Annotated in this window: 24 protein-coding genes; 17 read left to right on the forward strand and 7 right to left on the reverse strand. The window is 44.4% G+C overall.

The features are described 5' to 3' along the window. Positions 1-494, forward strand: a 494-nt coding sequence (locus JHD69_RS08080; RefSeq protein ID WP_199139156.1) for a hypothetical protein, incomplete at its 5' end; no start/stop codon positions are given. A gap of 6 nt (positions 495-500) precedes the next feature. Here the strand turns inward: JHD69_RS08080 and JHD69_RS08085 are convergent. Beyond that, positions 501-1136, reverse strand: a complete 636-nt coding sequence (locus tag JHD69_RS08085) for a response regulator transcription factor (protein WP_199139158.1) — start codon at positions 1134-1136, stop codon at positions 501-503. Between the two features lie 269 nt (positions 1137-1405). On the opposite strand from JHD69_RS08085, the gene JHD69_RS08090 reads away from it, so the two are divergent. Continuing rightward, positions 1406-1843 carry a hypothetical protein gene (locus JHD69_RS08090; protein ID WP_199139160.1) on the forward strand — a complete coding sequence of 146 codons (438 nt, stop codon included), beginning with the start codon at positions 1406-1408 and terminating at the stop codon, positions 1841-1843. A 189-nt stretch (positions 1844-2032) separates the two neighbouring features. Next, the gene (locus JHD69_RS08095) at positions 2033-4087 is read left to right on the forward strand and encodes a TonB-dependent receptor (RefSeq protein WP_199139162.1); all 2055 of its coding nucleotides are present in this window, start codon (positions 2033-2035) and stop codon (positions 4085-4087) included. Between the two features lie 41 nt (positions 4088-4128). Here the strand turns inward: JHD69_RS08095 and JHD69_RS08100 are convergent, their stop codons facing one another. Then, a complete protein-coding gene (locus JHD69_RS08100; RefSeq protein WP_199139164.1) occupies positions 4129-4473 on the reverse strand; it encodes a single-stranded DNA-binding protein in 345 nt (114 codons plus the stop codon). Between the two features lie 204 nt (positions 4474-4677). Here JHD69_RS08100 and JHD69_RS08105 point away from each other — a divergent pair, with 204 nt between their 5' ends. From JHD69_RS08105 to JHD69_RS08135, 7 genes are all read left to right on the forward strand, one after another. Beyond that, on the forward strand, positions 4678-5025 hold the full coding sequence (locus tag JHD69_RS08105; RefSeq protein ID WP_199139166.1) for a hypothetical protein: 348 nt from the start codon (positions 4678-4680) through the stop codon (positions 5023-5025). Between the two features lie 58 nt (positions 5026-5083). Continuing rightward, positions 5084-5308 carry a hypothetical protein gene (locus JHD69_RS08110; protein ID WP_199139168.1) on the forward strand — a complete coding sequence of 75 codons (225 nt, stop codon included), beginning with the start codon at positions 5084-5086 and terminating at the stop codon, positions 5306-5308. A gap of 37 nt (positions 5309-5345) precedes the next feature. Beyond that, on the forward strand, positions 5346-5801 hold the full coding sequence (locus JHD69_RS08115) for a nuclear transport factor 2 family protein (protein WP_233165781.1): 456 nt from the start codon (positions 5346-5348) through the stop codon (positions 5799-5801). A gap of 105 nt (positions 5802-5906) precedes the next feature. Beyond that, positions 5907-6491 (forward strand): DUF1572 domain-containing protein, encoded by a 585-nt coding sequence (locus tag JHD69_RS08120; RefSeq protein ID WP_199139170.1) that lies wholly within the window; start codon positions 5907-5909, stop codon positions 6489-6491. A gap of 409 nt (positions 6492-6900) precedes the next feature. Continuing rightward, positions 6901-8361 (forward strand): glycoside hydrolase family 30 protein, encoded by a 1461-nt coding sequence (locus tag JHD69_RS08125; protein ID WP_199139172.1) that lies wholly within the window; start codon positions 6901-6903, stop codon positions 8359-8361. Between the two features lie 117 nt (positions 8362-8478). After that, a complete protein-coding gene (locus tag JHD69_RS08130) occupies positions 8479-8946 on the forward strand; it encodes a hypothetical protein (protein WP_199139174.1) in 468 nt (155 codons plus the stop codon). Positions 8947-9153: 207 nt separating this feature from the next. Further along, positions 9154-9900, forward strand: a complete 747-nt coding sequence (locus JHD69_RS08135) for a DUF2185 domain-containing protein (RefSeq protein WP_199139176.1) — start codon at positions 9154-9156, stop codon at positions 9898-9900. Here the strand turns inward: JHD69_RS08135 and JHD69_RS08140 are convergent. Together JHD69_RS08140 and panB are read right to left on the reverse strand one after the other, a co-directional pair. Beyond that, positions 9897-10583 carry an RluA family pseudouridine synthase gene (locus JHD69_RS08140; protein ID WP_199139178.1) on the reverse strand — a complete coding sequence of 229 codons (687 nt, stop codon included), beginning with the start codon at positions 10581-10583 and terminating at the stop codon, positions 9897-9899. The genes JHD69_RS08135 and JHD69_RS08140 overlap by 4 nt on opposite strands. 72 nt (positions 10584-10655) lie before the next feature. After that, positions 10656-11471 carry a 3-methyl-2-oxobutanoate hydroxymethyltransferase gene (gene panB, locus JHD69_RS08145; protein WP_199139180.1) on the reverse strand — a complete coding sequence of 272 codons (816 nt, stop codon included), beginning with the start codon at positions 11469-11471 and terminating at the stop codon, positions 10656-10658. 311 nt (positions 11472-11782) lie between these two features. Here panB and carA point away from each other — a divergent pair, with 311 nt between their 5' ends. The 5 genes from carA (at position 11783) to eno (ending at position 17378) form a co-directional block, all read left to right on the forward strand. Beyond that, positions 11783-12895: a glutamine-hydrolyzing carbamoyl-phosphate synthase small subunit gene (gene carA, locus JHD69_RS08150; RefSeq protein WP_199139184.1), complete on the forward strand. Its 1113-nt coding sequence runs from the start codon at positions 11783-11785 to the stop codon at positions 12893-12895. Positions 12896-13114: 219 nt separating this feature from the next. After that, a complete protein-coding gene (locus JHD69_RS08155) occupies positions 13115-13882 on the forward strand; it encodes an ABC transporter ATP-binding protein (protein WP_199139185.1) in 768 nt (255 codons plus the stop codon). A gap of 143 nt (positions 13883-14025) precedes the next feature. After that, positions 14026-15117, forward strand: coding sequence for an ABC transporter permease (locus JHD69_RS08160; protein WP_199139186.1), 1092 nt, complete (start codon positions 14026-14028; stop codon positions 15115-15117). A 155-nt stretch (positions 15118-15272) separates the two neighbouring features. Continuing rightward, positions 15273-15830: an NADPH-dependent FMN reductase gene (locus tag JHD69_RS08165; RefSeq protein WP_199139187.1), complete on the forward strand. Its 558-nt coding sequence runs from the start codon at positions 15273-15275 to the stop codon at positions 15828-15830. 252 nt (positions 15831-16082) lie between these two features. Beyond that, positions 16083-17378 carry a phosphopyruvate hydratase gene (gene eno, locus JHD69_RS08170; protein ID WP_199139189.1) on the forward strand — a complete coding sequence of 432 codons (1296 nt, stop codon included), beginning with the start codon at positions 16083-16085 and terminating at the stop codon, positions 17376-17378. A 70-nt stretch (positions 17379-17448) separates the two neighbouring features. Here the strand turns inward: eno and JHD69_RS08175 are convergent, their stop codons facing one another. Further along, entirely contained in the window at positions 17449-19602 is a 2154-nt protein-coding gene (locus tag JHD69_RS08175) for an alpha-N-acetylglucosaminidase (RefSeq protein ID WP_199139191.1), read from the reverse strand. Positions 19603-19803: 201 nt separating this feature from the next. Here JHD69_RS08175 and JHD69_RS08180 point away from each other — a divergent pair, with 201 nt between their 5' ends. Continuing rightward, a complete protein-coding gene (locus tag JHD69_RS08180; protein ID WP_199139193.1) occupies positions 19804-20106 on the forward strand; it encodes an FtsB family cell division protein in 303 nt (100 codons plus the stop codon). Positions 20107-20287: 181 nt separating this feature from the next. Beyond that, positions 20288-20785, forward strand: coding sequence for a hypothetical protein (locus JHD69_RS08185; RefSeq protein WP_199139195.1), 498 nt, complete (start codon positions 20288-20290; stop codon positions 20783-20785). Here the strand turns inward: JHD69_RS08185 and JHD69_RS08190 are convergent. Beyond that, complete coding sequence (locus JHD69_RS08190) at positions 20782-21393, reverse strand: trimeric intracellular cation channel family protein (RefSeq protein WP_199139197.1); 612 nt, start codon at positions 21391-21393, stop codon at positions 20782-20784. The genes JHD69_RS08185 and JHD69_RS08190 overlap by 4 nt on opposite strands. Then, entirely contained in the window at positions 21393-23477 is a 2085-nt protein-coding gene (locus JHD69_RS08195; protein WP_199139199.1) for a hypothetical protein, read from the reverse strand. The genes JHD69_RS08190 and JHD69_RS08195 overlap by 1 nt, the downstream gene beginning before the upstream one ends. Positions 23478-23519: the final 42 nt, after the last annotated feature.

The raw sequence follows: 23519 nt of genomic DNA on the forward strand, positions 1-23519 counted from the left end.
GAATACCTGCATTAAAACAGAAAGGTTTTGAGCACTCTCCTTTTTCCAGCGCGTGGTTTGGCCGGAATAACCTTATTGATTCTACCTATAAATTATGTAGAATTTCCAAGAACTCTGAATTAGAAATGTTAACTACCCACATAACAAGAGAGGATAGTTGGATTCAAATTTTTCTGAACATCTTTAAACTAGAACCGACAATAAACGCTTTAACCGAATTGAAAGAAAGAGACGGTATACAATTTGGATTACCTCCAAACAATATGACTGAAATGCGCTTAAGGATGGATGATTATAAGGGGCCACCCCTGTTTCATGGCGTGAGACATAAGCTCAAATCTTTCTATACTGAAAAGGGATTTGAAGAAAGCGTTCAAAATCTGGGAGAGCTCATCAAAAAAGACATGGAAAACATAGACCATTTTATAAAGAGATGGCATGAGCTCCACAAGCCTACTGTAACCGATTGGGAAGGGAATAAAATAAGCTCTTGACAACCTTTAAGTCAACCCATGCAAAGTAGCCAGCTTAATCAGTTCGGCTACATTTTTAGCCCCAAACTTCTGCATCAGGTTGCGTCTGTGGGTTTCGATGGTAAGCGGACTGATGAAAAGCTTATGGCCGATATCAGCGGTGGTAAGGCCTTCAGCAATCAATGGCAGGATTTCTTTTTCCCTGGCCGTTAATGTCGGAAATCCTTGGGGCATAATGGTTGATGGCCTGGCCATAATGCCTTTTACCTCTTCGCTTAGGGCCACTTGTCCGCGGATAGCCGTATTTAAACAATCCATCAACTCATTGGCCGATGCGTTTTTCAGCAGATAACCACTTGCTCCATGTTGCAAAGCCTGCATGATAATGCTTCTTTCGCTATGGTTGCTCAGGATGATAATGTTGGTTTCGGGATGTTTTTGCTTGATTTCCTTGCATAAATCCAAACCGTTTTTATCGGGCAAGGTAATGTCGAGCAGCACAATATCCACAATTACGCCGTTCAAGAACTTCAAAAACGATTCGCCGGTATGAAACGACCCTACCATGTCGATATGTGGTTTATCCAAAAGCAAAAGCTTAAGGCCTTCTACAACAATCGGATGATCATCCACTATGGCTAAAGTTATTTTTTCGGGCAGCATGCACTTCAATATTTAGGCTGTTTTTACCAATTCGCGGAATAAAGTTCCACTTTTTCAGCGCTCTTCCAACGAGAGGGTTAAACTAGGCATTTGAATAGTTTTTCTCAAAAAAATCAGAAAAATCCATGAAAACCAGTAGACAAATTTCATGGCATACGGGTATTTAAAATCATGCTTCCACCTACTAAGTTTGGGTATGGTTAGCCAGTAAAACACACTGGCTCTGGAGAAAAAAATTACAAGTTGTTAGAATTCAAAAATAACAGGTTATGAAAAACATCTTTTTATTCGTGTTTGCGATTGCTCTCTTATTGAGTGCCAACCAATCTTTAGCGCAGAATGCCGTAGACCGTGGGCTTGGGAAAGCCAAAGAGGTAGGAAATACCGTTGATAATGCCAAAAACACAGCCGACAAACTGCTGGGCCTGTTTGGCAAAAAGAAAAAAACCGAGGCCGAGAGCACTACCGTTATTTCGATCAATGGCGGCACGTTGGCTACCATCAAACAAATCAAGGCCGATGTTGAAGCCTGTAAAGGCGTTACCGAAAGCGCCATGAAGTTTAGCTCAACCGGCTCAAAAATCACGGTTAAGCATGCCGGCACTACCGAAGATTTATTAAAACTATTGCAGACCAAATCAACGGCTTTTGGCGATAAAAATATTACCGGAATAGATGAAGGCGAAATCGGCCTTAAGGTAAACTAATTTAAAATTGTTTTTAAAGTAAACAGCTTAGTGAGTTCAAGGGCTGCCTTAAGGGGTAGCCTTTGTTGTTTATATTCGGCTTATAAAATTGAAAAAACTGGTTTATATTTGATCGCCATGCTGCTAAAGGCGGGCAAGCCTTGTCGTTAGCTTATTAGTGTCCCATCATCTGTACTCAATTTTTTCAAAGTGAAATTAATTGCCACCTTCCTGCTTGTGTTTGCCGTGCATGTTGTCCACGCCCAAACCTCAAATGCTGATAGTACCCAAAAGCTGAGCGAGGTAATCGTTAAGGGATACTTTAATCCACAAACTTTGCTACGCACACCGGCCGCAGTTAACCTGCTAGACAGCAACCAATTTCAAAACCAGCCCAGGGCCTCCTTAATAAGCCTTGCGAATACCGTTCCGGGTGTGAGAATGGAGGAAAGGTCGCCCGGCAGCTATCGGCTTTCATTGCGGGGCAGCTTATTGCGTTCGCCCTTTGGCATTCGAAATGTAAAAATATACTTCGCCGATTTTCCACTTACAGATGCCGGTGGCAATACTTACCTCAATCTCATCGACTTGGCTGGCATCGGCAACCTCGAAATTTATAAGGGCCCGGAAGCCAGCACATTTGGTGCAAACACAGGTGGTGCCCTGTTGATCAATCCGCTTTTAAAAGCAAAAAACGAAATCGAGCTTGGAGTAGATGCCGGATCTTACGGTCTTTTCCACCAAACGGCTAGTGTTGATCGGGTTTACCCCCATTATCGTTTCAATATAACCGAGGGCTATCAAAGAAGTGATGGCTACCGGCAAAATAGTGCCTTGCAAAGAAAGTATGTACAAACTACGCAACAATGGAACTACAATTTAAGGGGGCAACTAAAGGCTTTCGTATTTTTTAGCGACCTCAGCTATGAAACCCCTGGTGGATTAACCGCACAGCAACTGGCATCGAACCCTAGACTGGCCAGGCCTGCTACACCAACCCTGCCTGGCGCAGTTAGTCAGCAGGCAGGCATCTACAATCAAAGCATTTTTGGTGGCTTGGCCAATCAATACCAAATAAATCCGCACTTTAAACATATAATTGCTGTTTTCGGGAGCTATACCGATTTCAAAAACCCTTTCATCACCAATTTCGAAAAACGCAAAGAAAGCACGTTTGGCCTACGCACCCTGGTACAATTTGAAACTGCCAGTACCAATTTCGGTTATCATGTACAGGCTGGCGTAGAAATGGCCAATACCCATAGCGACATTCGAAATTTCAATAATGACCGGGGAACAACTGCGGCATTACAAGCTGCCGACGCCTTGAATGCGAGTCTGCGTTTTGCCTTTTTAAGAATGAACTTCGATATTAGTCAACGTTGGCTAATTGAGCTTGGCTCGAGCCTCAATTTTTTCAGGTACAGCTATCAGAGCTACTTTTCCCTCAACATTGCCAAGCGCAAGCGAAATTTTGATGCACAATGGATGCCCAAAATTGGCAGTTCTTTTTTGGTAAACGCTAACCTATCGCTCCGGGCGTCGGTAAGCAAAGGCTATTCGCCTCCTACCTTAGCTGAAGTAAGGTCGTCAGACAACATCATCAATAACAACCTGCAAGCTGAAGCGGGATGGAACTATGAGGCGGGCTTAAGGTGGAAAACTAACGGTCAGCGCTTTTATGTAGATGGCAGTATTTATGAATTTCGTTTAAAAGATGCAATTGTAAGGCGCCTCAACGCCAATGACATAGAATATTTTATCAATGCCGGTGGTACCCAACAACGCGGAATCGAATTAATGGCTTCCTGGTCTATTATCCGCAACCATGCCACAAACCTGATCAGCAACCTTCAATTAAACAGCGCTTACACTTATGCCCATTATCGTTTTGTTGACTTCAAAAATGCAAACCAGGATTACTCTGGAAATCGTTTAACCGGAATTCCTAGCCATGTTTGGTACAATAGCCTAGCACTTGAACTGAAACAGCGCTTTTTCTTTTTTGTACAACAAAGCTATAATACATCCATACCGCTTAACGATGCTAATACCTTCTATGCCAAAAACTACTTCTTAACAGACCTTAAAGTTGGGGGCAAAAATTTGCGTTTGGGCAGCAAGCTGGCAAGTATAAATATTGGCATCAACAACCTCTTTAACCGAAGCTACAGTTTAGGCAACGACTTAAATGCGGCCGGCAACAGGTTTTACAACCCTGCTCCAGGCATTAACTATTATGCTGGCCTTTCGTTAAAGCTATAGAAGAAAGATGGGCGCCATTGCTGGCGCCCATTGCAACAAACTTAATTTGCGACATCTGTTTCCCTAATGTTAACCTCCGTTACCACTATGTCTGTAGTATAGCGCTTGCTTCCGTCTTTTGCATCATAAGTACCGCTCTGCAACCTCCCTTCAATCTGCAATGGCGTGCCTTTCTTGATATGCGCTTCGGCAAAGTCTGCCTTCGCATTCCAAAAAGTCAGCGTAAACCATTGGGTTTTCCTAACCTCTTCCCCTGTTGCACTTTTGTAGCGCTCGTTCACGGCTAAATTTACCCGTGCCAACTTCTGATTGCCCGATAGGGCCTTAACTTCCGCATCGCCACCGGCGAAACCGCTCAATACTACTTTGTTTGTTACATTTTCCATGTGCTTCAATTTTAAGTGACTAAATAATTAACGAACAGCAACCTCTTGCCGACTATACAAAATTGAACTGTTGAGGGAAAATAATCGGAAGTTAACCGCGTATATCCGTATATAACCGGATATAAAACAGTAATCGGATAAAGTGGTGGCGATATCCGTTTCTTTTTGTAAATTGAACCGTCATCCCATGCAAAAACTACCACTATGGAACGCTGCTGCCTGGACTGCAATGCGCCCATTAAAGGGCGTGCCGACAAAAAATTCTGCGACGACCAATGCCGCAGCCATTACAACAATTGCCTAAAAGCTGACAACTGCAGCTTGATGAAACAGGTTAACCAGATCTTAAAAAAGAACCGAGACCTGCTCAAAGCCCAAAATGCCGATGGCACAGTAAAACTGCATAAAAACGACCTCGTTAAAAAGGGCTTCGACTTCAAATACCACACCCACACCCTCGTTACCACCAATGGAGGCACCTATTTCTTTTGTTACGAATACGGCTATCTGGTTTTAGAAAACAGCGAACTCCTACTGGTTAAACGTGAGTAGTCCATTTTTCGGCAACCCATTTTCCGATACCATGTAAATACTTTTTATATTTACCTTGATGGAAAACAAAGAATTCAGGGAAATCGCAGCCCAATTCAGGCACCCCAGTGGAGCAAAGCGATCGGAAATGGCTGTTATGACGAACAAGACCAAGATTGGCATGACCATGGATGCCATCAAAAATCTCGTCCTCAAAACCCACGATCAGCTATCGGAAACTATACAATATTTAAAAAATGGAAAGCCTTGTTGCTCAACAGCCTTTCTAAATAAAAGCCAATAAATACCTCAATCATCCCTTTAACCTAAACAACAAAACCATGAAATCATTCGCCTTGATGCTTCTACTTGGTTCGTTCTTATTTGCATGTAGCGGCAAAAACGAGTCGCAAAGTACCGAAAACACCAAAATAACGAACAGCAACGAAGCATTGATCAAACAGTATTTCAATTACTTTAACCAACACAATTGGACCAAAATGGCTGCAATGTATGCCGATACCGCCGATTTTAAAGACCCGTCACTGGGCAAGGGCATCGTAAAGCAAACCCGTGCACAAACCATTAAAAAATACAGCGAACTGCAGCAGCTGTTTCCGAATGTAAAAGACAGCCTTGTGAATATTTATCCAGCCGGAGATAAACATATCGTAGTAGAATTTATATCAACCGGCACCGCATCAGACAAATCGAGTTTCGACATGCCGATTTGCACCATTTTCACTATCGAAAAAGGACTGATCACCAAAGACTTTACCTATTACGACAATTTTTAAAGACCATAAAAAATCCTGGCATAACCAGCATTTGCTTGCGAACAATAATGCTGCTAACTTTAATTGGCCCCGGCAACAGGGCACCAAAAAATTCAATAACCGCTCATGGAAAGTTATTTAGAAAGCGTCAGAAAACAGTTGGCCTATTATAAGCAGCTGGGCGATAAAACGTTCGACCAATTAACCGAAAATCAATTGTTTTGGCAGTACAACGACGACAGCAACAGCATTGCCATGATTGTTAAACATTTATGGGGCAACATGCTGTCGAGATGGACTGATTTTCTGACCACCGATGGGGAAAAGCCCAGTAGAGACCGTGAGGCCGAATTTGTAAACGACATCAAAAACAGGCAGGAATTACTGACCAAGTGGAATGAAGGTTGGCAATGTCTTTTCGATGCCATCAATCCCTTAACCGAAGCCGATTTGAGCAGGGAAATCTTCATTCGCAACCAGGGCCACACCGTAATGGAAGCTATCAACAGGCAACTGGCGCACTACCCCTACCACGTAGGACAAATTGTATTTTTGGGCAAGATGCTTTGCAACCAGCATTGGCAATCGCTTTCTATCCCCAAGGGCAGTTCGGTTGCTTTTAATGCCGAGAAGTTTGCGCAGCCCAAACACAGGCAGCATTTTACCGACGAATTTCTAGACCTGCGTGGCTATGATGAGGAAGCCGACTGACCAATTGAAGCAAGGTTTTAGCAGTGCAATTAAACCACTATTCCCTATGCAAAGGGTCTAAATTTGAGTCAAAAATCAAAATGCAGGTAAAAAAATTACTTTTTTACCTGCATTTTAACACAACAAAGCCTTGCTGACAAGCCGTATCAAAATAGATTTGGTCCGTTGTCGAAAAATCACATTTTACGGCGTTTAGAATGTGCCAAAGGCTAAAACAGCATGCGCATCAAGCGTATTATCCCATTTTTTTTGACCTTCCCAGTCAATGTTTCAACTCGAATCGGCCTTGCCAAAGGTCTGGTTTAAATCGATATTCATGTTATTTTTAGGGTTCCAAGTAATGGCAGTCAGCCCTTAAGACCTTGGCATCGCTGCCCTTGCCTCACAAAAATCAAATTCAACCCTAACCATGAACCTCAAGAGCCTTTTATCCCTATCCATTGCCATTGTAACCGTTATACTGATTTCGTGCGCCTGCAAAAAGAGCAGCAAAACCCCCAAAGCACCCGATCCCGTTGTACCGCCAATAACTGCTCCAGTGGCCAGCGATGTGGCTTTTTGGCTAACCAAAGGCGACCAAACCGCCTTGCTCGAAAAACAGAATGTAGCGCTCAATTTTAGTGCAACCCTTAACGGCAATACCACCATCGAAGTAGACGATGCGCAGGTTTACCAAAGCATTGATGGTTTTGGCTATACCTTAACCGGTGGCAGTGCCACTTTGATCAATAACTTGCCTGCGGCTACTAAAGATGCCCTGCTTAAAGAACTTTTCTCTACCGAAGACGGCGCCATAGGCGTAAGCTACCTGCGCGTAAGCATTGGCGCATCAGATTTGAGTGCACAGGTGTTTACCTACAACGAAAGGCCTGCCGGACAAACCGATGTAAGCCAAGACAATTTCTCTATCGCAACCGAAATGACCGATTTGATACCCGTTTTGAAGAAAATCTTGGCTATCAATCCAAACATCAAAATATTGGGTTCGCCATGGACAGCGCCCACTTGGATGAAAACCAACAATGCCTTTAAAGGAGGCAGCCTAAAGCCCGAATATTACCAGTCGTACGCCACCTATTTTATCAAGTACATCCAAGCCATGAAGGCTCAGGGCATTACCATCGACGCCATTACCATCCAAAACGAACCGCTGCATCCGGGCAATACGCCAAGTATGTATATGGAAGCAAAAGACCAGGCCATTTTCATCAAATCGGCTTTAGGTCCAGCCTTTAAAAGTGCAGGGATTACAACTAAAATCATCGTATACGACCACAATGCCGACCGACCGGATTACCCCTTAACTATTTTGGCCGACGCTGCAGCCAATCCTTATGTAGATGGCTCTGCTTTCCATTTGTACGGCGGCAATATTTCGGCCCTGAGCGATGTGCACAATGCCTATCCAGACAAGCATGTATATTTTACCGAGCAATGGGTTGGCGGCCCAGGCAATTTTGGCAACGACCTTAAATGGCATGTTTCTACCCTTATTGTTGGCGCTACGCGCAACTGGAGCCGCAACGTACTGGAATGGAATTTGGCTGCCGACCCCAATTATAACCCGCATACGCCAGATGGAGGCTGCACCAGCTGCTTGGGCGCCCTCACCATCGGTTCGAGTGTAAGCAGAAACGTAGCTTATTACATCATTGGTCATGCTTCTAAATTTGTACGTCCGGGTTCATACCGCATCGGTTCTACCCAGAACAATACTTTGGCCAATGTAGCCTTTAAAAATATCGATGGCAAAAAAGTACTGGTTGTTTGCAATAATGCCAACACCGAACAAAGCTTTAACATCAAATACAATGGCAAAATGGTAACTACTGCCTTGCCCGCAGGTGCGGTAGGCACCTATATTTGGTAACGATTTTCATATTTGTGATATGATTGATTTAGTTAGCCTCGCCACAAGCGGGGCTTTCTATTGCCAAACATTTCTTCGTTTTGCTTGTTAATCAGTTTGATCATTCAACTTTAAGCTATGAAAAGATACTTTTTTGCACTAGCCGCCTTTGCAACCTTATTTACGGCATGCCAAGGTAACAAATCGGAACAGGCGACCACAGATACCTCGGCTTTAGATACCAATATTGTAAGCACAACCCCTCAACACTGTTACCAATATATCAAAAACAGAGATACGGCCAAACTCTCTTTCATGACCAGTGGCACCATCACCACAGGCGAACTGAGCTACCACTTTGCCGAAAAAGACAGCAACAAAGGCATTATCAAGGGTGAAATGCGTGGCGATACGCTTATTGCCGATTATACCTTTAGCTCGGAAGGCAAAGAATCGGTACGGCAGGTTGCTTTTCTGAAAAAAGGCGATCAGATGCTGGAAGGCTTTGGCGACGTGTTGGAAAAAGACGGCAAAATGATTTTCAAAGACCTCCATACGCTAAAGTTTGGCCAGCCGATTATTTTCGATAAAATCGAGTGCCATTAATATTGCTATTTAAAACACTTCAAGGATTTCATCAAATTCCTAAAAAGCCTCAGGCAAAAGCAAGCCGTATTAATCAATGGCAAAAAATATGCGCTGAGTTACAGATTTCCTTTTCCGAATATCAATTAGGTTAAAAAGAGCTACCCCAACCGACCATGACGCTTAAAATCACATTAAAATTGTATTTTAGGCCAGCAGATTTTAACTATGGATAACAACTTCGAAAACTTCCCGCCCATTGGAGGATTATTGGTTTCTAAAATGATCTTCGATGAAAACCGGAAGCCGCTTTTTATGTACCGAAACAAATCAACCCGTCCAGAAGACAGTGGCTGGAAAATATTTAGCGGATTTGAGAGCGAAGCCTATACCGATGATCCTCGAAATATTATCATTTGCAATCCTTCCACCCTTTTAAAAATCGACCCCACGGTAGCCCCATTATTGCTCAAAGGCGTAGGTTCGGTTTATGAGCGCGAAAACGAGCATTCGGATTGGTACAGGGTAAGTGATTATCCACTTAGCGACGATTTTATGGTGAAGCACAAGCTCACCGAAAATTGGACCATCGACATCAATAATCTTTTTGAACGTCGTGTGGAAGATAATGGATCTTTGCTTTATACCACTGGCGATAAATCGGTAAGGCTTTCCATTTGGCTGGAGGAAGGGCAATCGCAAGCGCAACTGAAGACGCATTTTGAACAGACTGGATTAAACCGAGACCAATCGCAAGCCAAAACCATCCAAACTTTCGATTTTTCTGACGAACACGTGGCCCGGGTAGGCTACCAAATCAAAGAAGCAGAAGCTGATAAAACCTACGACGTCATCTACACCTTCAACCTCATCGCCGGCGAAGTGCTTGCAGCGGTTTTCTATTTTGACGAACCTGCCGATCTGGCTTGGGCCATCGAAACCTGGAAAAACCTGAAGTTAAAAGACGAAGCCTAGAACTGTTCAAACTTTTCCCAAAAACCGTCAACCGGCAATTTGGCAAAAATAGAAACTGGTTCTTTTTGTACAGGGTGGATAAACTCGAGCTTACGGGCATGCAAACAAATGCTGCCTTTACGGCTGCCGCGCGGATAGCCGTATTTGTTATCGCCTACAATGGGGCAGTTTAGGGTTGACAGCTGTACCCTGATTTGGTGCGAACGGCCGGTTAAAGGATTAACCTGCAGCAAATAATAGCCCCCCACTTCGGCCAGCAACTTATAATCCAACTCAGACCGCTGACTGTTGGGCACTTCCTTGTTATAAGCCGTAACCAGGTTTTTCTGCGGATTTTTAATCAGCCAGTGTACCAGGTTGCCTTCGGGCCTGGCCGGCTTGTTGCGCACCACGGCAAAATAGGTCTTGCGCACTTCACGGTTCTTAAAAACGGCATTCATCCTTTCTAACGCCTTGCTAGTTTTGGCAAACAGGATAACGCCGCTTACCGGTCTGTCTAAACGGTGCACCACCCCCAAAAAAGCACCATTAGGCTTGTTGTATTTTTTGGCAATGTATTTTTTAACCTGCTCGTCCAATGGCTCATCGCCGGTCTCGTCAACCTGCACAATATCGCCGGCACGTTTGTTAACGGCAATCAAATGGTTGTCTTCGTATAAAATATCTGATTCGGTAATGGGCATTTTTCTTTTCTTTTCGTCACTGCGAAGAGGCGCAACGATTAATAGTTGATTAGCACTTGCTTATCCAAGGAACTAATACTGTTCTTTTTCGTTCGGGAAATCAACTGCTTTCACATCTTTGATATAAGCTTGGGCAGCGTCTTTAACACCCTCGTACAAATTCATGTACTGGCGCAAAAACCTTGGCTTAAAGCCTTTGGTCAATCCGATCATGTCGTTAATCACCAGCACCTGGCCATCGCAATGCGGACCGGCACCAATGCCAATGGTCGGAATTTGAAGGCTTTCGGTAACCTCTTTGGCCAGTTTGGCCGGTATTTTTTCGAGCACAACCGCAAAACAGCCCGCATCTTGCAGGGCTAGAATATCTGTTTTCAGCTTTTCCGCTTCCGCCTCGTCTTTGGCCCTTACCGTGTAAGTTCCAAATTTGTAAATCGATTGCGGGGTAAGACCCAAATGGCCCATAACCGGAATGCCCGCCGTGATGATACGCTGCACCGATTCTGCAATTTCGGCACCGCCTTCCAGCTTTACACCATGGGCACCAGACTCTTTCATGATCCTGATGGCCGAGTTGAGGGCCTCTTTAGAATTGCCCTGGTAAGAACCAAAAGGCAGGTCTACTACCACAAAAGAACGGCTGGCACCACGCACTACGCTCTGCGCATGGTAAATCATTTGGTCGAGTGTAATGGGCAAAGTCGTTTCGTGCCCAGCCATTACATTCGAGGCCGAATCTCCAACCAATAAAACATCCAGGCCCGCATCGTCTAAAATGGTGGCCATCGAATAATCGTAAGCGGTCAACATCGCGATCTTCTCGCCACGTTGCTTCATCTCCTGCAAGATGTGCGTAGTAACACGCTTAATTTCTTTGTTTACAGACATGTTTTTTGTTTTGTTAAACAAAATTAGGTTTTATAGCCGAGATATCTCTTTTTTATTGCTTTTTGTGCGTTATATCACACTATCCTTACAGAAACCGTAACCAGGCCGCAAAAGCCCAACAAGGCCAAGAATAAAATATCTCAAAAAACTGATAAAATATCTTGAAAAAAGCTGACTAAAAACGTACCTTTGTATCCTGAAATGAATGAATTCAGTCAGACTTTCTTGCCTTCCCTCAAAAACGGCATAACCGTTACGGAAATCCATTCTTTTTTATCTTTTTTCACCACTAATTCTTATTGTAATTCAAAATGACTAACTACACCAAGTTACCTGCAATTTTGTTATTGGCCGATGGCACCGTTTTTTATGGCAAGGCAGCAGGTAAAATCGGGACCACCACTGGCGAAATCTGCTTTAACACAGGCATGACCGGCTATCAGGAAGTATTTACAGATCCTTCGTACTTTGGTCAGATTATGGTAACCACCAATGCCCATATTGGAAATTATGGCATGCACAAAGACGAGATAGAATCAGATTCTATCAAAATAGCAGGTTTGGTTTGCAAGAACTACAACATTTTATACAGCAGAAAAGAAGCTTCCGAATCTATCCAAGACAACTTCCAGAACGAAAATATTGTGGGCATCTCGGAAGTTGACACCCGCGCACTGGTTCGCCACATCCGCAACAAGGGTGCAATGAACGCCATTATTTCGTCGGAGATTACCGATTTACAGGAGCTGAAAAAAAGATTGGAAGCTGTACCTCCGATGGATGGATTGGAACTTTCGTCGCAGGTATCAACCAAAGAGCCTTACTATTATGGCAATCCTGAGGCAAGCTATAAAGTTGCCGCCTTGGATTTGGGCATCAAAAAGAATATCCTTCGCAATTTCGACGACAGAGATATTTACGTTAAAGTTTATCCTGCCAAAACTACTTTCGAAGAAATGGACAAATGGGGCGCCAACGGTTATTTCATTTCAAATGGCCCCGGCGATCCGGCCGCTATGCCTTATGCCATCGAAACCGTTAAAGCTATTTTAGATGCCGACAAACCGATGTTCGGCATTTGCCTGGGCCACCAATTATTGGCCGAAGCCAACGGCATTGGCACCATGAAAATGTTTAATGGCCACCGTGGCTTGAACCACCCGGTTAAAAACATCATCAAAAACCATTGCGAGGTAACTTCGCAGAACCATGGTTTTGGTGTTATTCCAGACGAAGTCAGAAATTCGGACAAGGTTGAAGTAACCCACATCAACCTTAACGACGATTCGATAGAAGGCATCCGCGTCAAAGGCAAAAAGGCCTTCTCGGTACAATACCACCCTGAATCTTCGCCAGGCCCGCACGACTCTCGCTACTTGTTCGACGATTTTGTAAGCATGGTAAAAGGCCAGCTTTCTTGGTAATATATTTTTACAAAGTCTTTAACCCATACTTAAAGCCTCTTATCTTCCATTCGTCGGAAGTATAGGAGGCTTTACCCGTTAAAAACATCGCTTTATCGGCATTTTGCTACCATTCGTACAAAATTCATTTTCTATTCACCTAAAGCTTCTTACATTTATCGAATAGAAAGCAAGCCCATAAGGCCTTGCCTCCCTAAACTATAACAAAACCAATTAGCAGTGGAAAATAAAAACGCCATTATCAGCGTAAAAGACCTGGTAAAGAACTATGATGATTTCAAGGCCGTTAAAGGATTGAGCTTTGAAGTTTACGAAAACGAAATCTTCGGTTTGCTTGGCCCCAATGGCGCCGGCAAAACCACCACCCTCGAAATCATCGAAACCTTACGCAAAAAAACAGCCGGAGAAGTAATTGTAGATGGCTTTTCGGTCGACAGCGACCCTAGCGCCATCAAGGCAATCATCGGCGTACAGCTACAGGCTGCCGGTTATTACCCCAACCTGAACCTGGTAGAGCTCCTCGAGCTTTTTGGCGGCCTCTATGGCGCCGACATCAAGCCGATGGAAATGCTGGAAAAAGTAAACCTGCAAGACAAAGCCAAGGCCAAATACAAAGCCTTGTCTGGCGGACAAAAACAACGCTTTTCTATTGCCACTACGCTCATCAATTCGCCGAAAATCATCTTCTTAGACGAGCCTACCACTGGCCTCGATCCGCAAGCCCGCAGAAACCTCTGGGATTTGATTACCGAAATCAGGAACAATGGCACTACGGTAGTCATTACCACCCACTACATGGATGAAGCCGAACAGCTTTGCGACCGCGTTGCCTTTGTAGAAAACGGACAGATCATTGCCCTCGACACCCCAGACCAATTGATAGATAATTTGATTGCAAGTGGTTTTGAGCGCAAAAAAGAAGTAAAAAAAGCCAACCTGGAAGATGTATTTATCAACCTGACGGGCAAAGAATGGCGAGAAGATTAGATTTCGGCCGAAAGGCAGTAGTCCGTGGCCGATAGTTTACGGTCGGGAAGCTGATCGTCAGTCGGCAAAGCATACAGCAACAATAACCGCTACACCAACAACCTTAAAACTTTACAACATTTTAACTCAACGATAAACGTAAAATGGCAAAAACATACAATCATACAAAAGCTACATTGGCGCTAGCCAAGGCCAGTTTCAGGTCAATTATGCGCAGTCCGTCGGCAGTGGTTTTTACCTTGGCCTTCCCCCTGATCTTTATCCTCGTATTCGGATTTCTGGGCGGTGGCGGCACCAAACTGGATGTAGCCGTAGCTCCTGATTCTGACCTGCAGAACCCTATTATTAGCGCCTTGGAAAAAGTGAGCGTAGTGCGGCTGAAAAAAGGCGACAACCTCGACAACATCAACAAAAACCTCGAAAAAGGCAATTACGACGCCTTGATCAAAGTAGAGAAAAACCCTTCGGGACTTCCTGCTTTCATTACCACCGTTAAATATACTTCGGCCTCTATGGACAAAGGCAACATTTTGCGTTCGGTGCTCAATGAACTTTCCTACAAGCTGAATACCCAAAACATGAAGCCCACCGTAACCGAAATCAGGGCTACCACCGTTGAGGGTCGTTTGTACCGCACCATCGATTTTATTTTGCCGGGCCAATTGGGCTTCTCGCTGCTCAGCACCGGTGTATTTGGTACGGCTTTCGTTTTCTTCAGTTTACGCCAGAACCTGGTGATCAAACGCTTTTTTGCCACACCGGTTAGGCGTTCGAGCATTGTACTAGGCGAGGGCATTGCCCGTATCGGCTTTGCTTTGCTGGGTGCTCTATTCATTATCCTGATCGGCCATTTCGCCTTCCACTTTACGCTCATCAACGGGGCAGCCACGGTTATCAACATGTTAGTGCTGGCTACGCTGGGAGTCATTGTGTTTATGGGCTTTGGTTTTGTGGTTTCGGGTTTGGCCAAGAGCGAAAGCACCATTCCGCCGATTTCGAACATCATTACCTTGCCGCAATTCCTGTTATCGGGCACCTTCTTTTCTATTGATGCCTTTCCAAACTGGTTGCAACCCATCAGCAGGGCTTTGCCGTTAACTTACTTAAACGATGCCATGCGCAAAGTAGCCTTTGAGGGCGCCAATCTATGGGATGTTAAACACCAGATGCTGATCATGCTAATTTGGGGTATCGGCATCTATGCCGTGGCCGTGAAAACATTTAAATGGGAGTAAAGACGAAGTGAATTGGTTCATTGGCTCAATAGTATCATTGGTTCATTGTTGGTATTCTTCACCAACAAGTTTCGATGATCATGCAACAAAACTGCCAACCATTAATTATTAGCTGTAACCATCTTGCGTTTTAACGTAAATCCTTATCTTAGGGCATGAAGAAGATAGCCATCCTTTCGGCGAGCGTGAGAAACGGCCGAAACAGTCACCGCGTAACCTTATATTTCAAGAATTACCTGCAAGCGCACCAGCTAGCCGAAGTTAGCCTGATCGACCTGAACGAATACGACTTTCCTATTTTCGAAGAACGGTTAAGGTTTATTCCTGATCCTTCTGAGGCCATGCTCCGCTTTGCCAGCCAAATTACCGAAGCGGAGGGGATTATTATCGTTACGCCAGAATACAATGGTGGCTATCCAGCCAGCCTTAAAAACGTCATCGACTTATTGTATGCCGAATGGAAACGCAAGCCTCTGGCCATTGCCACGGTTTCGGCCGGCGCCTTTGCCGGATCGCAGGTGATTACCTCCCTGCAGTTCAGCCTCTGGAAAATAGGTGCATTGGTTGTTCCTGCCATGTTCCCTGTGCCTACAATAGACAAAACCTTTAACGAGCATGGCGAACCCGCCGATAAGGAAGGAACCGACAAACGTGCAAACGCCTTTGTGAGCGAACTGCTTTACTGGATGGATGCCAAGGCCAAAATGGGCTAGCCTACCTCCTCTTTTCAACCATAATTTTTAAACCATTACCCATACCTGCCGGACATTGCAAAAACAATTGCCGGCTTTTTTATTGACCCTTATTCGTCAAGCAAAAAACTCATTTTCAAACCAATAAACTTCAAAAACACAAAAAATAAAAGTATACATTCTGATAGTTTAAAAATTATTTTAACTTTGGATACGCCCTACCTAATTGTATGTTTTACACTAAGGGTATTTTTTAATCAAATCAAAAATAAAATGAGTTTAATAATTGATGTCCATGCAAGGCAGATCCTCGATTCGAGAGGCAATCCGACAATAGAAGTTGAAGTAATTACAGAGAATGGCCAAATGGGTCGTGCGGCGGTTCCATCTGGAGCCAGCACTGGCCAATACGAGGCTGTTGAGCTTCGCGACGGCGACAAAAAGACTTACATGGGCAAAGGGGTATTGAAAGCCGTTGAGAATGTAAATACGAAGATTGCCAAAGCTTTGCAAGGCGTTGATGTTTTTGAGCAAAACCTGATCGATCAGTTGATGATCGACCTGGATGGCACCGAAAACAAAGGTAATTTAGGCGCAAATGCCATTCTTGGGGTTTCTTTGGCTGTGGCCAAAGCTGCCGCACAAGAAAGCAGACAGCCTTTATACCGTTACATTGGTGGGGTTAATGCCAATACCTTGCCTATCCCGATGATGAACATCATTAACGGTGGTTCGCACTCTGATGCCCCTATCGCTTTTCAGGAATTTATGATCATGCCTGCTGGCGCGCCATCATTCTCCGAAGCTTTGCGTTGGGGAACCGAAGTTTTCCATAACCTGAAAGCCATCTTGCACGACAGGGGCCTATCTACTGCAGTAGGTGACGAAGGTGGTTTCGCTCCTACTTTCGAAGGCACCGAAGATGCGGTAGAAACCGTATTGAAAGCCATCGAAAAAGCAGGCTACAAACCAGGTGTTGATATTTTCTTGGCCTTAGACTGCGCCTCTTCAGAGTTTTACAAAGACGGAAAATACGATTACACCAAATTTGAAGGCAATAAAGGTGCCATCCGCACCAGTGCCGAACAAGCCGAATACCTGGCCCAATTGGCTGCCAAATATCCGATTATTTCTATCGAAGACGGCATGGACGAAAACGACTGGGATGGCTGGAAATTATTGACTGAAAAAATTGGCGACAGGGTTCAGTTGGTAGGCGACGATTTGTTTGTAACCAATGTTAAACGTTTGCAAAAAGGTATTGATACTCACACGGCAAATTCTATTTTGGTGAAGGTAAACCAGATCGGTTCTCTAACCGAAACCATCAATGCGGTAAGCCTGGCCCAAACCAATGGCTACACCTCGGTGATGAGCCACCGCAGCGGCGAAACAGAGGACGTTACCATTGCCGACTTGGCGGTAGCCTTAAACTGTGGCCAAATCAAAACCGGTTCAGCTTCTCGCTCAGACAGGATCGCCAAATACAACCAATTGTTGCGTATTGAAGAAGAATTGGGTGCTGCTGCCCGTTTCATCGGCAAAGATTTCAAATTCTTGAAAAAATAAGCAAATCTACAGCCTCGTTAAAGGCATCAAAAACGCCCGATAAGTTTTATCGGGCGTTTTTTTGTTGGGTTTATTTTAAAATCCGATCAATCAGCTCGTTCAGCTTTTGCGTCGGAAGCGGTTTGGGAACATACAATTCGGCTGTTTCCGACCATTGTTTTTCCATGGCAAAATAATCCGGCAAACCGACTTCCTTGCCATTCAGCAAACTGCGTTGGTAATCTACAAATGCTTTCCAACGGGCCAAATACAATGAGCCCAACAAACCGTTCCATTCTTTGTGGGCATAATCGCGCAGGTCTGTTTTTGGGTAATCGCCACCCCAATAGGTAAGTTGGCTTTTTGCATTTTTGAGGGCATTTTTTCTTTCCAACGGCTCTTTGCCGGCCATGGCGATAGCTTGGTTCAACCAACGATTTAGCGTAAAAAACCGGTTGTTGGCCAACAGCGAATCTTGTTGCAGGATCAAGCGCAGGAATTGTTGGCTACATTGCTCGAACCTGGCTTTGTCTTTTTGTTCAATGGCTTGGTTCAACTGCTGATAAACCGCCAACGAACGGTTAGACAAAACCTGTCTTACCAAATCGATCCGGTCTACCTGATAGGTTTCGCTCCCTTTAAAATTTGTCTTTGCGGCATTAAATGAGCGTGCAGCATCCTTAAATGCCAAGGTATCGTAATTGCGTGTTACCGTTCCCCAAGAAGATACGGTTTTGATGCCAAGCGCCGGTCTGGCACACAGCAAAGATTCTGAAGGCCCTTCCTGATAAACCGTCGGACTGTTGTAGGCTGTTGCCAATAACTGTTGCCAAGCCTTTTCCAGGTGAGCATCACTTTTACCATAACGGTATTTTTGATAGGCCCTTAGCCAATTGGCTAGATTTAATTTTTCTTGGTGCCAGCCTAGTTCCAACATTAAATCATAAGCCACAGGGTTATTGTAGATTCCTTCGGGAATAATGCCTACGCCACTTAAATATTGGCCGTATTCGCCGGTTTTGGCTTTGTAAACCTCTGTTGCAAAACGCTCCAAACGTCCATATATACCATTTTTTTCGCCAAAATTGCTCACGTTGCTCCAAATAAAAGGCGTGCCCTGATAGGCTTTTGTCTTTTCGTAATTGCTGGTATTTTCGCCAAAAAGCTCAATAATCAGCGCATGCTGCTTGTCAAGGCCTTCGAGCAACTTGGCCGAAGGATTATTGCCCCAACCTTGCAATACCCAGGTACTTTGCGGAAAACCGGCCTGCATATCCTGCTGTATTTTTTGAGCGGCGAAGCGCACCTCGAGCCCTGCGCTCGAACCACCTTCATGAAAAGGATCACCCCCGAAAAAGTGTAAATCCTTTCCGTAAAGTTTTTTCATCTCCTCATAATAGATCTTGGCCAGCTTATCGAACCAAGGATCGGTAGGATTTAAAAAATCAGGACGTACAAATCCGCCAACCCATTTGTTTTGTGGAACAGTTGAAGCCTTTAGTTTATCTTTTAAGGTAGTAGGTACCATGCCATAAAAGCCATGCATAACTGGTTCGATACCCAATTGGGCCATGCGCTTTAAGATCTGCTGCTGCAACTTGGCTTGCCGATCAATATGCTGCTGACTTACAGGTCCACCCCAACCTTCGAGGTTGCCCATCAGCCACCATGCCGAAAATGCCGGGCCGGGTATAAACTGGAGGGTTTCAGCCTGGCTATAGCCCACTTTTTTGAGCGTATTTTGCCAAACGGCCTCCATACCAACCGGAGCAAGCATTAGATTAACGCCGTTTAAGGCCATCCAATCGAGCTCTTTTTCCCAGTCGGCCCAGGTATAAAAACTCATGGAATAATTAATGGTGCAATAGTTCAAGGCGTAGCGGAATTGGTAAGGCGAACTGACCCTTACTTTTTCCTTCATCTCAGGCAATTTTTTTACCGGCGACAGGTTATCGCCCATGTGGCTCAGACTCCTGTTGCAATAGTATTTGAGGTACCAACCCAGGCCTTGAGCGGCGGCGCTTGCGCTCGATGCGGCAATGCTTACCGTTTGTTTATCGGTACGCAGCTCAAAAACATCGCGGCCATCGCTGGCTTTAATACTCGAAAATTTAAGATGGGTTGCCAACCAAGGCACGCGTCTTTGGGCAATGGCCTTAACTGGGCTAAAATCCTGCGCGTAGCTTGGTGCCATGCCAAGGCACAGCAATACGGCCATAAAAAAAGGTCTGCTAATCAATTTCATAAATAGAGGATGGATAAATGATCCTGCAAGCTACTAATTTATGGGCATTGTTAAAGGTCGGAAAATCGAAATGCTGGAAGGTTTAAGGCCAGGCCAACCCAAAGCTGTTAACAAGTGGATAAATGCATTTGTAAAACAGTTAATGTTTTTAAATCTTCGGATGTTTTTATTTAATCCTATATTTACAACGGATTTTTGGATATGAAGAAGTTAGTAGAGCTTTTGCGCAATAAATATTTCCTGGCTATCGTTGCTTTTGTAGCTTGGATGTTGTTTTTTGATAAAAACGATGTCCTTTCGCAATACGAGTACCGTACCGAAGTAAACAAGCTGCAGCAAGAAAAAGACTTCTATCTCAAGGAAACAGCTATCGTAAAAAAAGACCTGAAAGAGCTGGACAGCAATCTGGGCACTGCCGAAAAATTTGCGCGCGAAAAATATTTCATGAAAAAAGACAATGAAGATGTTTTCGTGATTGTCCATACCAACGACAAAAAGAAATAGGCCGATTGTTTGCCCGCAAATGGTTTAGCCGCTCCACAAAACCAATTAGATTTAATATTTTCGATCCAATGCCTTATCTTCGCTTAAGGGAGGATTTGCAACGTTGTCAATACTGCCGAAGCCTTGCCTAAAATAACCCTAAGCTCATGATGGCTTCATCGCCGATTAAAAATGTAGACAGATGAAAAAAGTAGCCCTCTTTTTAGGATTGCTGCTGGTTTGCATGGGGTATTCGCATGCGCAGGACTTGCCTAACCTTAAACACATCAAACTTAACAAAAAGGCTCATTTTGCCAATACGGAACCTTTGGCGCTCAAAGTTATCGACTATCTGTTTCAAACCCCTATCGACAAGAAAAACAAATCGCGTATGGAAGCAGGTCACTTTCTGATCGACTGGATGAACGGCACGCCCGAATATACGTTCTACCTGGAAGAGAAGGAAACCAATTTCTTCAACACCGATTCAGACCTCACCCTGATGTACATGGCCAGCATGACCAAATTCATGCTCGAAAACAAAAACATTAAAGACCAAAAAACCATTGTACTGGGCAGCATGCGCTTGTTGCTGCCTTACCTGAACCAGCAGGAAGATAAAAAAAGCTGGCCAAAAGAACTCTGGGAGCTTAACGATGCCAACCAAAAAGGCAAGCTCGAACAATATCTCTATCCTTAATAGCCAAATTTAGGCAACGCCAATTTGTAGCGCACCACCACTACCCTTAAGGCAAAAATAAAGGCAATGACAATAATTTTCGCTACATCAGCCTTGAGGTTAAAATACAACAGGGCAAAATAAAGTATGCCACCCAGTATACAAGCCGTGGCATAAATCTCTTTCCTGAAAATGAGCGGAATGGTATTGAGCAGGGTATCTCTGATGATGCCCCCAAAACAACCCGTAATGGTACCCAAAGCCACACAAATACCCGGGCTCAAGCCAAAAACTATTCCTTTTTGCACGCCTACCATGGTAAACAGTCCCAGCCCAAGCGAGTCGAAGAGGAAAAGTGTAACCTTAAACTTTTTAATGTGCGTTTTGAAAAAAATAGTGGCTAGCGAAGTAACCAGGATGAGGAGGCAATAGTTGACGTTGCGCATCCAAGCTACCGGCGTATCGCCCAGCAACAAATCGCGGACGGTACCGCCACCAATAGAGGTTACAAAGGCAATAATGAGCACGCCAAACGGATCTAGGCGTTTTTGCATGGCGGCAAAGGTACCCGAAATGGCAAAGGAAATGGTGCCCAGGGTTTCGATGATATAAGTGCTGCTGAGTTCCATTATGCTTCGCCGTTACGTTTTCTTAAAAACCACTCGGTGGCCAGCAGCAAGATAATCAAAATAAATATCCATTTCAGGCTAATCAGTTCTTCGTATTTCCGGTCTTCGTAACTGATGGTTTTAACCTGTCCATTTTTCTCCAATTCATTAGCTATTTGCAACAGATCGGCTGGCTGGTACAGCTTGCCGTTGCTCTGTTGCGCCATGGTGTACAGCAACTGGTGATTGGCCGTGGTTTGCTGGTATTCGGCAATAAGGGCATTGACATAAAAAGCGCCCGAGGCACTATATTTTTTGTCGCCCAAGGCAGTAGATGCCACAAAGGTATAATTGCCCTGCGGCAAGGTGCCCGCATTGAGGCTATAACCTGACCCGAATTTAGAAAAGGTATAGTTGAATACCTTGCCTTCGGCATTTTTGAGCTGTACTTTTACCTCGGGCGTATTGACAGGTTCATAGGCTTCGTTGTATAAAGTGGCATTGAGCACTACATTCTCGTTTTCTTCGAAGGTATTTTTGCTGGCATACACCTTAAACTTGCGCTTATCGTCTTTTACCGAAAGGTATTGAACGGTTTTGGCCATCAATTCGTTTACCAAAGGCAGGCTTTGTTCGTTCTTGGCTTCTTCCAATTTCCATTTCCAAATGCCTTCGCCAATTAAAAAGCCTGTTTTTCTGCCATTATCATCTACAAAGAACAACAACGGATTTTGCGTATTTACCCTACCAATCCGCTGGTTTAGAACGGCTGTATAGTTGCCATTGACGGTTATATTAGCAAAAGGCATGAGCAGGGGATCATAATCGTTCAACTGTTTCAATGCCGGGGCATCGAGGTTAAAGGCTGTAAAATTAGGATCGGGATAAGGGAAGATTTCCTGCAGGGAACCTGTAGACCTGCTCAAATTCAGAACATGCTGTGCCTGGTTAAAGGCTCCGATATGGCTTTGGGCGCCTACAATGTACCACGTAGGCAAACGCAGTTCCTGTAGCTTGGCAATTAAGCCCGCAGCCAATTGGCTATTACCCGGCAATTGGTACAAGATGGCCAAGCTGTATTGATGCACGTCAACGCTGTTCAAGTCATCGCCTAGGCTTACGCTTACTTCATAATGCTTGTTCCGTTCTATGGCCTGCTTCAGCACGGTAATATCTGGATGTGGAGCGGCAGCGGCCAACAAAACTTTTTGGCGGGCATCAATTACTTCAATAAAAATGGTTTGGCTGTTGTTCTTTTCGGTGGCCTCGTTCTTTACCGGCGAAACGTTCAAAGTATAACGCTGTATGCCTATTTTATTGGCTTTAAGCTTTACCTGTACATTTTTCACAAAACTGTTGCCATCAATCGCGATACTTTGCTCCAGTATTTTTTTACCATTTTCGGCCACGCTCAACTGCGTACTTTCGCCTTTGCCGGCATAAGCCTGCACTTCTACATCGAGCGTAAATTCGTTATCGAGATAAACCAGGTTGTTGTAGTTGACGTTGGCAATCAGCACATCGCGCTTCGGAATGGTATCGCCCATGGCAATGGTATACACCGGGGCCTTGATCTTGTTCAATTCGTACAAAGGATTGCCGCCACGGTTAAAAATTCCATCACTGGCTATAATAATAGCACCTACGTTACGGTTCAGCAACTCGTCGTTCAGCTGATTAATCAAAGCCGAAGCATTACTGAGCTTGCCTTGTCCGGAAAAATCAAGCCCGCTTTTAACGCTGTCGCTAAAGCTATACGTTTTGACTTCATATTTGCCAGAGAGCTGATCGGCCAGCTTTTTCAGGTCTTTTTGATATTGCTGCTTGTTGAAGCCAGCAGGCTCTACCTGGTCAACAGAGATGGAATTGTCATTAGCCAATACAATGATGGGCTTTTCGGGTGTGTACGAAATTCGTTTAACCAAAGGCGCAAAAAGCAACCAGGCCAAAATGGCAATGGCCAACACCCTGAAAACAGCCAAGGCATAGTTTAGTTTGGCCGGAAGGTTTTTGTTGGCTCCGTAAAGCAGCCAGGCATAGAGGCAACCCAACACAAGGCAGGCCAAAAAAGTAAAAATAGAGGATGCAGTAAAGAAATTGCCCATAGCTTTAAACGTAAAGATGCTAAATTTCTAAAAAAATCAACG

Source organism: Pedobacter sp. ASV12, from assembly GCF_016429155.1.
Taxonomy (GTDB): domain Bacteria; phylum Bacteroidota; class Bacteroidia; order Sphingobacteriales; family Sphingobacteriaceae; genus Pedobacter.

Bases quoted from the DNA above. Each gene is read 5' to 3' on its own strand.
- JHD69_RS08085 (WP_199139158.1), bottom strand. From the start codon at position 1,136: ATGCTGCCCGAAAAAATAACTTTAGCCATAGTGGATGATCATCCGATT.
- JHD69_RS08090 (WP_199139160.1), top strand. From the start codon at position 1,406: ATGAAAAACATCTTTTTATTCGTGTTTGCGATTGCTCTCTTATTGAGT.
- JHD69_RS08100 (WP_199139164.1), bottom strand. From the start codon at position 4,473: ATGGAAAATGTAACAAACAAAGTAGTATTGAGCGGTTTCGCCGGTGGC.
- JHD69_RS08105 (WP_199139166.1), top strand. From the start codon at position 4,678: ATGGAACGCTGCTGCCTGGACTGCAATGCGCCCATTAAAGGGCGTGCC.
- JHD69_RS08110 (WP_199139168.1), top strand. From the start codon at position 5,084: ATGGAAAACAAAGAATTCAGGGAAATCGCAGCCCAATTCAGGCACCCC.
- JHD69_RS08115 (WP_233165781.1), top strand. From the start codon at position 5,346: ATGAAATCATTCGCCTTGATGCTTCTACTTGGTTCGTTCTTATTTGCA.
- JHD69_RS08120 (WP_199139170.1), top strand. From the start codon at position 5,907: ATGGAAAGTTATTTAGAAAGCGTCAGAAAACAGTTGGCCTATTATAAG.
- JHD69_RS08125 (WP_199139172.1), top strand. From the start codon at position 6,901: ATGAACCTCAAGAGCCTTTTATCCCTATCCATTGCCATTGTAACCGTT.
- JHD69_RS08130 (WP_199139174.1), top strand. From the start codon at position 8,479: ATGAAAAGATACTTTTTTGCACTAGCCGCCTTTGCAACCTTATTTACG.
- JHD69_RS08135 (WP_199139176.1), top strand. From the start codon at position 9,154: ATGGATAACAACTTCGAAAACTTCCCGCCCATTGGAGGATTATTGGTT.
- JHD69_RS08140 (WP_199139178.1), bottom strand. From the start codon at position 10,583: ATGCCCATTACCGAATCAGATATTTTATACGAAGACAACCATTTGATT.
- panB (WP_199139180.1), bottom strand. From the start codon at position 11,471: ATGTCTGTAAACAAAGAAATTAAGCGTGTTACTACGCACATCTTGCAG.
- carA (WP_199139184.1), top strand. From the start codon at position 11,783: ATGACTAACTACACCAAGTTACCTGCAATTTTGTTATTGGCCGATGGC.
- JHD69_RS08160 (WP_199139186.1), top strand. From the start codon at position 14,026: ATGGCAAAAACATACAATCATACAAAAGCTACATTGGCGCTAGCCAAG.
- JHD69_RS08165 (WP_199139187.1), top strand. From the start codon at position 15,273: ATGAAGAAGATAGCCATCCTTTCGGCGAGCGTGAGAAACGGCCGAAAC.
- eno (WP_199139189.1), top strand. From the start codon at position 16,083: ATGAGTTTAATAATTGATGTCCATGCAAGGCAGATCCTCGATTCGAGA.
- JHD69_RS08175 (WP_199139191.1), bottom strand. From the start codon at position 19,602: ATGAAATTGATTAGCAGACCTTTTTTTATGGCCGTATTGCTGTGCCTT.
- JHD69_RS08180 (WP_199139193.1), top strand. From the start codon at position 19,804: ATGAAGAAGTTAGTAGAGCTTTTGCGCAATAAATATTTCCTGGCTATC.
- JHD69_RS08185 (WP_199139195.1), top strand. From the start codon at position 20,288: ATGAAAAAAGTAGCCCTCTTTTTAGGATTGCTGCTGGTTTGCATGGGG.
- JHD69_RS08190 (WP_199139197.1), bottom strand. From the start codon at position 21,393: ATGGAACTCAGCAGCACTTATATCATCGAAACCCTGGGCACCATTTCC.
- JHD69_RS08195 (WP_199139199.1), bottom strand. From the start codon at position 23,477: ATGGGCAATTTCTTTACTGCATCCTCTATTTTTACTTTTTTGGCCTGC.